The sequence below is a fragment of the Sporocytophaga myxococcoides DSM 11118 genome (genome assembly GCF_000426725.1).
GTDB classification, from domain to species: Bacteria; Bacteroidota; Bacteroidia; order Cytophagales; family Cytophagaceae; genus Sporocytophaga; species Sporocytophaga myxococcoides.
The window spans coordinates 1-13,257 of the sequence record NZ_AUFX01000006.1 but is presented as its reverse complement, the minus strand read 5'-3'; the positions used below and the strand labels follow the sequence as shown (position 1 = coordinate 13,257).

At 36.6% G+C, this 13,257-nt stretch carries 7 protein-coding genes, 2 tRNA genes and 1 pseudogene; 7 read left to right on the top strand and 3 right to left on the bottom strand.

The genetic code is table 11. From position 1 onward, the window contains the following. Positions 1-158 precede the first annotated feature (158 nt). The 3 genes from K350_RS28000 to K350_RS0108550 all read left to right on the top strand — a co-directional run bounded on the left by K350_RS28000 (position 159) and on the right by K350_RS0108550 (position 2,030). Entirely contained in the window at positions 159-467 is a 309-nt protein-coding gene (locus tag K350_RS28000; RefSeq protein WP_051312990.1) for a PRC-barrel domain-containing protein, read from the top strand. Between the two features lie 108 nt (positions 468-575). Beyond that, positions 576-1,199 carry a DinB family protein gene (locus tag K350_RS0108555; RefSeq protein WP_051312989.1) on the top strand — a complete coding sequence of 208 codons (624 nt, stop codon included), beginning with the start codon at positions 576-578 and terminating at the stop codon, positions 1,197-1,199. A gap of 84 nt (positions 1,200-1,283) precedes the next feature. Then, positions 1,284-2,030, top strand: coding sequence for a hypothetical protein (locus K350_RS0108550; RefSeq protein WP_028979552.1), 747 nt, complete (start codon positions 1,284-1,286; stop codon positions 2,028-2,030). A gap of 125 nt (positions 2,031-2,155) precedes the next feature. Here the strand turns inward: K350_RS0108550 and gap are convergent, their stop codons facing one another. Further along, on the bottom strand, positions 2,156-3,163 hold the full coding sequence (gap, locus tag K350_RS0108545) for a type I glyceraldehyde-3-phosphate dehydrogenase (protein ID WP_037574820.1): 1,008 nt from the start codon (positions 3,161-3,163) through the stop codon (positions 2,156-2,158). Positions 3,164-3,496: 333 nt separating this feature from the next. On the opposite strand from gap, the gene K350_RS0108540 reads away from it, so the two are divergent. Continuing rightward, a tRNA-Glu gene (locus K350_RS0108540) sits at positions 3,497-3,568 on the top strand. Between the two features lie 120 nt (positions 3,569-3,688). Continuing rightward, positions 3,689-3,760: transfer RNA gene (locus K350_RS0108535), tRNA-Glu, on the top strand. Positions 3,761-3,904: 144 nt separating this feature from the next. Here the strand turns inward: K350_RS0108535 and K350_RS0108530 are convergent. Then, positions 3,905-4,255, bottom strand: a complete 351-nt coding sequence (locus K350_RS0108530) for a DUF805 domain-containing protein (protein ID WP_028979550.1) — start codon at positions 4,253-4,255, stop codon at positions 3,905-3,907. Between the two features lie 584 nt (positions 4,256-4,839). Here K350_RS0108530 and K350_RS31955 point away from each other — a divergent pair. Next, positions 4,840-5,145: pseudogene (locus tag K350_RS31955) on the top strand (DUF1214 domain-containing protein); the annotation flags it as partial. Positions 5,146-5,184: 39 nt separating this feature from the next. Here the strand turns inward: K350_RS31955 and K350_RS0108520 are convergent. Beyond that, complete coding sequence (locus K350_RS0108520; protein WP_028979548.1) at positions 5,185-6,702, bottom strand: putative Ig domain-containing protein; 1,518 nt, start codon at positions 6,700-6,702, stop codon at positions 5,185-5,187. Between the two features lie 1,015 nt (positions 6,703-7,717). Here K350_RS0108520 and K350_RS0108515 point away from each other — a divergent pair. Further along, a partial coding sequence (locus K350_RS0108515) for an RICIN domain-containing protein (RefSeq protein WP_028979547.1) occupies positions 7,718-13,257 on the top strand: 5,540 nt, incomplete at its 3' end.

Here is a 13,257-nt window from a genome sequence, read left to right as displayed (position 1 = left end):
TAGAAGCCCTCCGTATTAAAACAGCTCAATCATTATTTCTAAGGAGTAAATTTTTATCATTTTAACTTTTAATTTTTTTAGAATTATCCTTTAAATTCTTACCAACAATTCAAGAGGCAGACCTGTTATATTTCAAAGGAAAGTACAATAATCCTCTTATGAAATCAGAAAAAGAAAAAATATTATCGTCTCCGCTAATTGGAGGAGACAAGGTTAGAAACCCTGAAGGAGAAGATCTTGGAGAGATCAAAGAATGGGTGATGGATACCGGAAAAGGAAAAGTTGAATATGGAATCCTGTCGTTCGGTGGGTTTATGGGAATAGGTAACAAGAATTTTGCTATCCCGTACGAAGCTTTAGTTAAAGGGAATGACAATAATCACTTTGTTTTGAACGTAGATAAAGAGACTCTGGTTAATGCATATAGTCAGATTGAGCACCAGGGAAAGTCTTACTACATATATTAAAATAAAAGGCAAAATTTTCTCTGATTTTTGTCCTTTTAGTTGTGTTTAGAAGCTTTCCCAAGAAAAAATATAGTAAATTAGTGTAATAATTGCTTGAGCTTCGGCACGATGAGTATTTTTGAATCAAAAGGAAAAAATCTACCACAAGGGGATAGAACTTACAAGAAGTTTTTGGAAACAGCCAAATATTGGTTGAAAGAACTTGACTTCTATGGTTCTAATCAGTTTAAAAAAGTAACAGAAAATTCAGCATGGACTATTGGTCAGGTATATGATCACCTGATCAATGGTACCAGAGCTTACCATATGCGGGAAATAAGAAAATGTCTTGAAAAAACCGGAGGAAGTGAAGAAGGGAAGAAGTTATTCAAAGGACATATAGTATTTTTTCTCGGGAAATTTCCTTCCGTAAAAATCGCAGGGGTAGATCCCAACGGATATATTCCCTCTCAGCCGGAAAGTCCTGAGAAAATGAAAGATGAATTTTTTAAGTTTTTCAAGGAAATGCAAAAGCTTGCCAAAGACCTTGATGCAACTCCATCTACATATAAGACAATGCATCCATCACTGGGAATGCTTACAGGACAGGAGTGGTTTCAGATTATTGAAATGCATTTCCGCCATCATCTAAGACAGAAAAATGAGATTGATAAGTCTATCAGAAGCTTTTATAAGGAAGAAGATTCTTCGGAGTTGCTTCCTGAAGCGGAAATAGATGATTATATTTCGTAAACTAACAGAAATATAAAGCTTTTGATCCGGGAACAAATCCTCGTATTTGACGGCTATTGCCGGGTATGTATCAATCTTATCAAGTTGATTAACATTACAGGATTGTTTCCTGCGGATAAATGTATTTCTTATTACAAACTTCCCCTTGATTTAAAATCGCTGATAGACGAAGACCGATTCAAGAATGAAATGGCCTTTCTGGATCCATCGGATGGTGTTCTGTATGGGCCTTACGGTATTAAAAAAGCTATTTGCAGCAATACTGGATTTTTAAATACAATCATCAAGATCCCCTTCGTTTTCAGTATATTTATTTTCCTTTACAAGATTATCGCCTATAACCGATATGTAATCTTATTACCTAAAGAGGCGGCGCTGGAATGTGATTGTGGTCCCGATAAAGAAAAGAAGTACAGAAACTATTATTTTGGTATTCTATCTATTTTGAATCTGGGAGTCATAGTTATTGCATTGAAAATTGCAGGAATGGAAGGAGTGTGGTTCTGGATAAATTTTTTAATATTCCCACTACTTTATATCCTGGTGTTAGTGAATTATAAAATTTTATATCCCAATACATATCATTTTGATTTAAGACAGCATAGTATTACTTCTTTGTTTTATGCTTTTATAGTTGGGGTGCTTATAGAATGGTCAATAAGTTTATTGTTGAAGCAATATGACCTGATGCCTGTATTTCTCATTGTTTCTGGTATTGTGTTTTTTGTTTTATATAAAAGTAGAATCAGTTTTTTGCAGCTTAAGCAGACCTTTGTATATATAGGTTGGTTTTTTATGTTTCTTATTCCTCTTTTACTTTTATTATTTTAGAAGCTCACAATTGTTAATGGGGATAGAATTGTTCAAAGTAAGTTAATTGCTTTAATCGTTTAGGCAAAAAAAAATAAGCCCCTGTAAAGGAGCTTATTTTTAGTATAACAAATATTATTGTTAGCTTATTTAACAGTGTCAATATAGCTTATAAGGTCAACAAGTTTGTTTGAATAACCCCACTCATTGTCATACCAGCTAACTACTTTCACGAAGTTATCATTTAATGAGATACCAGCTTTAGCATCAAAGATAGATGTTCTTGCATCACCCAGGAAGTCGTTAGAAACAACCTCATCTTCTGTGTAACCAAGGATACCTTTAAGTTCGCCTTCAGAAGCATCTTTCATTGCTTTTTTGATATCCTCATATTTAGCGCCTTTCTCAAGACGGCAAGTAAGGTCAACTACAGAAACATCAGGAGTAGGAACACGGAATGCCATACCTGTAAGTTTGCCTTTAAGAGCTGGAATTACAAGACCTACAGCTTTAGCAGCACCTGTAGATGAAGGAATGATGTTCTGGTAAGCACCACGGCCACCTCTCCAGTCTTTAGCAGATGGACCATCTACAGTTTTCTGAGTAGCAGTAGCTGCGTGAACTGTAGTCATAAGGCCTTCAAGGATACCGAATTTATCGTTAAGTACTTTAGCGATAGGAGCAAGACAGTTAGTAGTACAAGAAGCGTTAGAAATGATGCTCATTTCTTTCTTGTAAGTTTTGTTATTAACACCCATTACAAAAGTAGGAGTATCATCTTTTGCAGGAGCAGAAAGAATTACTCTTTTAGCACCGGCTTTAATATGCTTGTCGGCAGTATCCTGAGTAAGGAATAAACCCGTTGATTCAACAACATATTCAGCACCAACCTCATCCCACTTTAGGTTTGCAGGATCTTTTTCTGCAGTAACTCTGATAGCTTTTCCGTTAACTACAAGTTTACCATCTTTTGCTTCAGCAGTTCCGTCGAATCTTCCGTGAGTAGAGTCATACTTAAGCATATAAGCCATGTAGTCTACATCTATCAGGTCATTGATTCCAACGATTTCAATATCCGGTCTGTTTACTGCAGCGCGGAACACAAGTCTGCCGATACGACCAAATCCATTAATACCGACTTTTATTTTAGCCATATTGATTTAGATAATTAGGGTTTAAAAACAAGGAACAATAATACAATAAGTTGAAACTAAAAGCAAGATCGAAGGCGGCATATGTAAATCAGAATTAAAAATTGTTTAGAGAAAAATGTTCTAAATAGCCCTTAAGATTTTTATTGAAAAAAAAATATATGTTAAAGCGTTGATAATAATTGACTTGTTTTTTTTTGGATCTAAGTGAATGAAAAAAAAACAACTTTTTTGGGTTGATGTTTTGCAAATTAAAAATGTCCCGTTATCTTTGCGCCACGTTTAACGAAAACGTCTCACGAAAAGAGAGAAAAAATAATTACGCCAAAGATATTTGGCCCGTTCGTCTAGGGGTTAGGACGCCAGGTTTTCATCCTGGAAACAGGGGTTCGATTCCCCTACGGGCTACTTAAATGAAACCACTGTAATAAAAGTTATGGTGGTTTTTGTTTTTAGCAATTTCATTTCTGCAAAGCGATATTGAAAACGTATTGCAAAAAGAAAGGAAATCTAAGTCAAAGATATTTTGGCCCGTTCGTCTAGGGGTTAGGACGCCAGGTTTTCATCCTGGAAACAGGGGTTCGATTCCCCTACGGGCTACTTAAAATGAAACCACTGTAATTTTAAATTGCAGTGGTTTTTAGTTTTATATGCATCTAAATCCATAGATTCTCTGAATAGTAATATTCAAAGAATCTAAATGGCATAAATATTAGAGAGTTTGGAGTTTTTAATATACTCCAGTTAATATACTTCAGTCTGGGTAGATTCAGTGTCTTCTTTAGGGGAAGGACCATATTGATTACTACCAATCTCGCCTTCTGTAACGGCAAGGATAAGGTTATAGAAGGGGATAAGCAAAAACCAACCACTCTTTCCAACGTCATGCATTCTTCTGACTCCAACAGCAAGTCCAGGAATAAGAACTGCTATTGAGTAAACGTAACTTAATTCAGGTATACTGATGAGTCCACAAACAATTCCAATACCTATAGAAAAAATAATGTTAAATAAAACAAAGTACCAATATTCACTTCGCCTTGCTCTACCACTGAATAGTGCATAATTTTTTAAAACTTTAAGATAATATTTCATTAGTTTAATCTTTTACTTTTTCCTACTAGTAAGGCTTTTCGGTTTCGCCCCGTTTTTTTTAGTGGGTTCTGGTCTCCACTTTATTTACTGATATATTTTTTTACCATGAAAAATGAGAGCCTGAAAAGAGTTGCATTTCCATTCTGAAACTTTATCGAAAAATTTAGAAAAAATAATCTCCAGATCAAATTTCCTTTTACAATTGAAAATGATTGTTGCACATGTACCGAGTTAGTCTATATTTTTTTGTAAAGGATATGCATTTCTGGATGAATTACGGATAAAACTCAGTTTCAGTTATTAAATATCATCCTAAAAATATTTTCTTACCCCAAATACTATGTTTGAAAGCAATGCAATTTACTTAACGAGGCTTTAATGGCTGGTTTAAATGCTTTTAAAAATCCGATTGGGTTGGAGATGAGGAAAATGAAGCTGAAGGTATTTGTGAAGTAAAATATTGAACCATTCATCCGTTAATAGGAGCATCTCCGACTAGTCAAGAAGGAGGACAAGGATCTTTATATTGGTTAGGCTTAAAAGATACTAATGGTAATTATGTAGACTAAGGCAAAACCTATAAACTTCACGTTCCATTTCCAGTTTCTGAAAAACTCTTCTGGTCAGTTACAATATATGATATAGACACAAGAAGCCAGATACAAATAGCTCAAGGTAAAGCTGCGCTTCGTTCTATGTTTGAGTTAAAAGATATATCTGATGGGGCAGGTATTGATCTATACTTTGGTCCACGACCTCTAGAAGGTAAAGAAGAACAATGGATCAAGACAATTCCAGGAAAAGGATGGTTTGCATATTTCAGTATATATGCACCTCTAGAGGCTGCCTTTAACGGCTCCTGGAAGCCAGGAGATTTTGAATTAATATAAAGAAAAATAGAGGCCGCCTTTTATGGCGGCCTCGGACTTTTATTTTTTAACTACAAGCCCATTATATTCAGAAGTTGAATTGTTTGATTTTATTTTCAAAGTGTATATTCCTGGTTTAATGCTTGCAGATTCCAGATCCAGAATTATATCATTTTCAAGATCAACATTTTCTGTTTTGAAAATGATTTTTCCCATATTGTCTATTAGTGCCATGCTTCCTTTGCCATTTCCTTCTGTTCTGATGTTAAGTATTTGATCTGCAGGGTTAGGATACATATAAAGCTTTCTAGAGTTATTTTTATATAAGCTTTCAACGACTGCATATTTAACAGTGATAATAAAGCTTTCAACTAATGAACCTCCGAAGTCATCACTTATAGTTACATAAATGGTATCGTTACCAATATCAGCATTGGAGGGCGTTCCGGATAAAGTACTTCCTTCCAGGCTTAGCCATGATGGTATAGCCCCTGAGCCTGATCTTGCTGAATAATTTAATGTATTGTCATCAGCATCAGAGAAATAGGGTGAAAGATCATAGGTGAAATTTTGACCGGTAAAGGCTGTAGTATCACTAATAGTGGAAGCATGTTCAGGAGGTCTGTTACCAAGAACATTCAATGTAAATGCATCAACTGCATGTGTTCCGTTATCTTCAGCCTTGACAAGTACAGTATATTTTCCACCGTTTTCAAAGGCGGGGTTGGCTGTGAAGGTACGTGTCTTCTGGTCAAATGACAGCCAGGAAGGAAGCGGAAACATATTTCCTAAGAAAGATGAATAGCCAATACTAGTGCCTCCTTCAAAAGTATTTTCAGGAATGGTATACGTCCAGGTTTCTCCACTTCTTATTGTATAATCCAATAATGGTTTTGAAAGATAAAGGCGCCCCATGGTATTATAAGGTTGACAGTTTTCCTTTGCTGATTCTGTATTGTCCGGGTTCATACCAAAGAAACTGCTTTTCTGATAATAAAGCATAAATCTATCAATTCTGAACATGCTTGCTCTCCCTGAGAATTGAACAGTATAGACTCCGGGCTCTGGAAAATCAACATATATGTCGTGAAATGTTTCACCCCATGCAGTTCCTAGATGTTGTGTCTTGACAAAACCATACCATTCATTTCTAGCGCCTATAACTGCTTTAAACCAATTGCTTCCCATAGTACCTGTGCTGTCATTGCCAATTTTTGTAATAACACCTCCGTGAGGGAATTTTACCCATACATCATTGTCATGATAATTTTCTCTGAAAGCTCTCATCTTGAAACTATGACGACCAGCTTCTTTAACTCTGAATGTATATGTAAGCTGGCTTTTTCCAGGCACTCCTGTTGCGTCTCCACCAATGTATTGAATATACCCGGATCCTGTGTAACCTGGTACATCATTTTGCACAACCCAAAATCCTCCATTTAGATTGGCTGACTCCATCTCTATTGTTATAATGCTGTCTCTTTGAACAAACGTACAGCTGTCTAGAACCTGGGCCGATGCTAGGTTTAGACCTATTAAATAAAACAATATTGCTTTTATGAGTAGATTATTCTTCATAATTGAAATTTAAAGTTTTAATAAAAAATACATTTAACAGTCTATATATAATGGTGTAATTATTAAGATTGTTTTCTGGAAGGTCTTTGAATACTGATAAGTATTTGAATATTAGTAATCAAAAAAAGATAACCAGATAGGTGTAGTTGTCAGAAATATAAATTTTAATGAAGTTTTAATCTTTATGATATGAGGACATTTCTCATAAAGAGAATGAATTTCAATTTATTAGCTTGAAGGATCTTTGTATAGGCTTATAAAGCCTATAGATGGCCGGGCTGAGGATTAAAGAGGATTCTTCAATGATAAAAATAAGATGTAAGATAAAGTTATGTATAGCATAGAAGTGAAATTGTTCTCTTTGCTGATATTAATAAAGTATATCAGTCTCACATACAATTATAATGAATATTAAATGTGAAAGAATTGATATTCATTATATGTTAAAAATATTTGTTTCAACTTGTAACTATAACATACATGTTGCGTTAAAAACTAAGAAAGACGCATCGGGGAAAATACGGTTAAGTATTTTATAGTTCTCGAAATAAAACTGTTTGCCTCATATCGTAACCAATTCAAAATAATTATAAAATTTAAATTAGAGGTAGAAGTATAGCTGAGTTACAATAAGCATTATTAAAGGGGACTAATATTAATAATACTTTCAAGTCTGCACATTTATATTTCTTCAATCCATACTATTCAGGGCATATTAAATTCTATTAAATCAATTACCTACTAGGTCAATTTTACACCATAGAAGCAGCGTGTACAATTGCTCAATGGTTGTGTATTTTAAAATTAATTCGTTAAAGATTATTCTTATTTATCCTTAACTGCAAAGGTTTTACAAAGCTTTGTATAGTTAGCCAATGTTTATATTATATGTTTATCGAATTGAAGATCAATACATATCAGGCCTTTTTAGTGGTGTTGTCAAATTTATCTAATTCAAAAATTTAGCTCCATATTTCTACTTATAATTTCGGTTTATTTTCTCTTACATTATTAAATGAAATATTTTCTACTCGCCATTTTAGTTACAATAGTCTTTTTTGTAGGTATAAGATCGGGATACAGCCAATGCAGCAGTTGTTCTGTAACAGTGAATGTTAGTGGAACAACATCAACTAATATTTCAGCTACAGTCAACAATCAGATACTTTGTATTACAGGAACCGGAACATATACCGGGACAATTAATTTTAATTCTAGAAGCAATGTAACTCTTTGTATTGGAAATAATGTAACACTTAGTTCCACTGCCACCTTAAGCAATGTTTCTACAACCGCAATAATTAATAACTATGGTATTTGGGATAAATCTCTAAGCGCAGGGGCAGGCCTATATCAAAGTGGTGTTACATTTAACAATTACGGTACAACTAATACAAATACTGTTACATTAAACTCAAATACCTTTAATAATTATGGTACATTTAATGTCTCATCAGGTATTACAGTTAATAATAATTCAGATATAAATTCTTTCCCCGGTTCCGTAATAAATGTTACAGGAACTGTAACGGTTAACAGTGGCGGAACAATCTCTCTTGGAGGAGTTCTTTCCGTCGTAGGATCAATTACTAATAATGGCACGATACAGGGAAATGGATCAAGTTCCTGCGGAGGTATAGATGTAACCGGTACTTTTACTAATAATAGTGCAGGAGATATTCTGAGTAATGGCGGTTTGTCAATTAATAAAGTACCTTCTCCTAACACCGGGACTTTGCAGGCTTCGGTTAATGTGAATAACGCAAATCCAACAATTACAACCCAGCCTTCTGATGTATCAGCGTGTGTTGGAACAAATGCTACCTTTACTGTAGCATCGACTCCTGTTTCAAATACATATCAATGGCAGGTTCAAACTGGAGGGACAGGACCCTTTTCAAGTATATCCGGAGCAACAAGCAGTACATTGACGCTGTCTAACGTGACCGCAGCTATGAGCGGAAACAAATATAGGGTATTGGTATATCGCTGTCCGAATTTCGAAATTTCCAATATCGTTACTTTAACTGTTAGTCCTGGCCCCAACGCATCAATATCTTCAACTAATGCTAATTGTAATGGGTCTAGCACAGGTACAATAACAATTTCATCACCAAGCGGAGGTAGCGGTACTTATCAGTATTCTATCAATGGAGGTACTACCTGGCAAGCTTCCAATAGTTTTACAGGACTTCCAGCCGGAAGTTATGATATTAGAATCCGTGATGCGGCCAACACATCTTGTACCAGAACTCTAAACGCTGCTTATAATATTACACAACCAGTTCCGCTAAATGCCATATTAAGTCAAACTAATGTGACCTGTAATGGGGCATCTACCGGATCAATATCTATCGCTGCTCCTTCCGGAGGAGGAGGAACCTATCAATATTCTATTAATGGAACAACCTGGCAGACAGCAACAAGTTTTAACGGACTTGCGGCCGGTACCTATACAGTTAGAATCAGAGATGCTGCGTTTACATCATGTTCCAGATCTCTTCCTTCTGTAACTATTACTCAACCCCAGCCTCTTGATGGGATGGAAGAGTTTACGAATGTGACCTGTAATGGTGCAAATGATGGTACTATAACAATCTCTTCACCTTCAGGAGGAGGAGGGACTTATCAATATTCAATTAATGGAGGGGCAACCTGGCAAAGCTCAGGAACTTTTACAGGACTTTCTCCTGGTACTTATAATGTAAGGATGAGAGATGCCGCAGCAACAACCTGTTCTGTATCCATCAATAGTTCTTTAACTATAACTCAGCCTCCAATTTTAAATGGTACTGTTACAGCTACAAACGTACGTTGTTACAATGCAAATGATGGAACCATTACAATTTCCTCTCCATCTGGAGGAACAGGAAGCTATAACTATAGCATAGACGGAGGAGCCAATTGGGTATCAAGCCCTACTTTTACTGGCCTTGCTCCGGGAACATATAATGTTCAAATCAGAGATGCTATAATTATAAGCGGAAGCACCTATAAAATTACCGCAAGAAACAGTGGTAAATCATTGAATGTTGCAGGGAGTTCTATGGCCAGCGGAGCAGATCTTCAGCAGTGGGATTATACTGGTGCTCTTAATCAGCAATTTGTCATTGAAGAAGTAGAGCCGGGTTACTATAGGTTTTTGGCAAAACACAGTAATTTGGCTTTAGGTGTTGAGGGAGGTTCTATGGCTGATGTTGCGACTATCGAACAACAAACATGGACAAATGCAGATTATCAAAAATGGTTTATATCTTTTGATAATAACGGTTATATAAAAATAGTAGCAAAACATAGCGGAAAAGCCTTTGATATTACAGGGGCTAGCACAGCTAATGGTGTTTTGCTCATACAATATTTCTATCATGGGAATTCTAATCAGCAATGGAAATTAGATGTCCTTTCAGGTCCTTCATCTCCTGTAAATTGTATTAGAACTTTAAACTCTGCTGTTGTTATTACTCAACCATCTCAACTGACTGCAACAGTTAGTAAAACAAATGTTTTATGTAATGGAGCATTAACCGGATCAATCGGCATTTCTCCTACTGGAGGAGTTACGCCTTATGAGTATTCAATCAATGGGGGAGCTTATCAGACAAGCGGAAGTTTTACTGGACTTGCAGCTGGTACTTATACATTAAATATAAGAGATGCCAATAATTGTGTTTTAGCGCTTCCAAGTCAGACAATTACTCAGCCAGCGGTTTTATCGGCGACGGTGAGTAAAACAAATGTTTTGTGTAATGGAGCTTCAAGCGGAGCAATATCCATCACATCCCCTTCAGGAGGAGTTTCACCTTATCAATATTCAATCAATGGAGGAGCTTATCAGTCGACTGGAAGCTTTACTGGCCTGGGACCAGGAAATTATACAACAAGTATCAGAGATGCAAATAATTGTGTTGTAGCACTTGCCAGTCAAACAATTATAGAAGCAGGACCATTGAGTGCCACTCTTACCAAAACAGATATTACATGTAATGGAGGATCCAACGGCTCAATCACCATCACATCACCTTCAGGAGGAATAAGCGGTAATTATCAGTACTCGATTAATAACGGTGCAACATGGCAAACAGGCACCGTATTTACCGGCTTAGCAATAGGAAGTTATTTTGTCCGAATGAGAGATCCGTCTGCAGCAAGCTGCCCTATCTATTTGCCAGGTGTGTCAATTAGTCAACCAGGTCCACTTAATGGATCAGTTATTTTTACCAATATCACATGTAATGGTAAAAATGATGGAATTATAACAATTACTTCTCCAACAGGTGGAAGTGGTAGTTATCAATACACCATAAATGGAGGAATATCATGGCAAAGCTCTTCAAGTTTTACATCCCTTTCTCCTGGAACTTATAGTGTCCAGTTAAGGGATGCTAATAATATTTCTTGTGGTGTATTTGTTGTTAATAATTCATTGACTTTAACACAACCATCTTTAGTAAATGGAACCGCATCCTCTACCAATGTAAGTTGTTACGGAGAGAATAATGGAACTATAATCTTTGCGGTTCCTACCGGTGGTGTATCACCATATCAGTACTCTATAAATGGAGGGGCGTATCAATCAAGCGGAAACTTTAGTGGTATAACAGCAGGCACCTATACATTAAATATAAGAGATGCGAACAATTGTGTTGTAGCTCTTGCAAGTAAGACAATTACTCAGCCAGTGGTTTTATCGGCAACAGTAAGCAAAATAAATGTAATTTGTAATGGAGTTTCAACCGGAGCGATATCCATTACATCAGCTGCAGGAGGAGTTTCACCTTATCAATATTCAATCAACGGAGGAACTTATCAGTCGAGTGGAAGTTTTACTGGCTTGGGACCAGGGAGTTATACAACAAATATCAAAGATGCAAATAGTTGTGTTGTGGCACTCGCCAGTCAAACCATTATTGAAGCAGGTCCATTAAATGCTACTCTTACAAAAACAAATGTTACATGTAACGGAGGATCCGATGGATCGATTACCATTACATCGCCTTCAGGTGGAATAAGCGGTAATTATCAGTATTCAATTAACAATGGATTAACGTGGCAGACGGCTACTGTCTTTAACGGCTTAACATCTGGCAGCTATTTTATTCGAATGAGAGACCCGTCTGCACCAGGCTGTCCTGTTTACCTTCCAGGTGTTTCTATTACTCAGCCAGGCCCGCTTAATGGGTCAGTTAGTTTTACCAATATAACATGCAATGGTAATAATAACGGAGTAATAACAATAAATACTCCATCTGGTGGAAGTGGTAGTTACCAATATACCATAAATGGTGGAGTATCATGGCAAAGTTCTTCAAGTTTTACATCCCTATCTCCAGGGATTTATAACGTCCAGTTAAGAGACGCCATTAATATTTCTTGTGGTGGATTTGTTATTAATAATTCACTAACTTTAACTGAACCATCTTTATTAAATGGAACTGCATCCTCTACTAATGTAAGTTGTTATGGAGGTAATAATGGAACTATAACAATTTCCTCTCCTACTGGCGGTGTATCACCATATCAATATTCTATAAATGGAGGAACATATCAGTCTGGTGGGAACTTCTCTAACCTTGTAGCAGGAACTTATACTTTAAATATCAAAGATGCAAATAACTGTGTTGTAGCACTTCCTGGTAAAATAATTACAGAACCAGTTGTTTTATCAGCAACGGTGAGTAAAACAGATGTAACTTGTAATGGAACTTCAACTGGAGTAATTACTATTTCATCCGCTTCAGGAGGAGTTTCACCTTATCAATATTCTATTAACGGAGGAACTTATCAGGCAAGTGGAACTTTTACAGGTCTTGCAGCGGGCTCTTATCCATTAAATATAAGAGATGCCAACAATTGTGTTGTAGCACTTACAAGTCAGACGATTTCTCAGCCAACAGTTCTTTCAGCTTCAGAAACTCATACCGATGCACTTTGCAATGGTGCTTCGACAGGTACTGCTAGCATTTCTGCAACAGGCGGAACAGCTCCATACACAGGAACCGGAACTTTTACAGGTCTTGCAGCTGGAACGCATTCTTACACAGTAACCGATGCAAACGGATGTTCTTCCACTATATCAGTTGTAATTGGACAGCCTGCTACTTTAGCTGCAAGTGAAACTCATACTGATGCACTTTGTAATGGAGCTTCAACAGGAACAGCAACCATCGTTGCAACAGGCGGAACAGCTCCATACACAGGAACCGGAACTTTCACTGGTCTTGCCGCTGGAACGCATTCTTATACAGTAACAGATGCAAACGGATGTTCTTCCACTATATCAGTTGTAATAGGAGAGCCAACTATATTAACTGCTTCAGAAACTCATACCGATGCACTTTGTAATGGAGCTTTAACAGGAACAGCAATCATCTCTGCAACAGGTGGAACAGCTCCTTACACAGGAACAGGAACATTTACTGGCCTTGCAGCTGGAACGCACTCTTACACAGTAACAGATGCAAATGGATGTTCTTCCACTATTTCAGTTGTAATAGGACAGCCAACCGTTCTTTCAACTTCTGAAACCCATACCGATGCACTTTGCAATGGTGCTTC

Excerpts from the sequence above, each read along its gene's own strand:
- K350_RS0108530 (WP_028979550.1), bottom strand. The coding sequence starts at position 4,255 with ATGAAATATTATCTTAAAGTTTTAAAAAATTATGCACTATTCAGTGGT.
- K350_RS28000 (WP_051312990.1), top strand. The coding sequence starts at position 159 with ATGAAATCAGAAAAAGAAAAAATATTATCGTCTCCGCTAATTGGAGGA.
- K350_RS0108520 (WP_028979548.1), bottom strand. The coding sequence starts at position 6,702 with ATGAAGAATAATCTACTCATAAAAGCAATATTGTTTTATTTAATAGGT.
- gap (WP_037574820.1), bottom strand. The coding sequence starts at position 3,163 with ATGGCTAAAATAAAAGTCGGTATTAATGGATTTGGTCGTATCGGCAGA.
- K350_RS0108555 (WP_051312989.1), top strand. The coding sequence starts at position 576 with ATGAGTATTTTTGAATCAAAAGGAAAAAATCTACCACAAGGGGATAGA.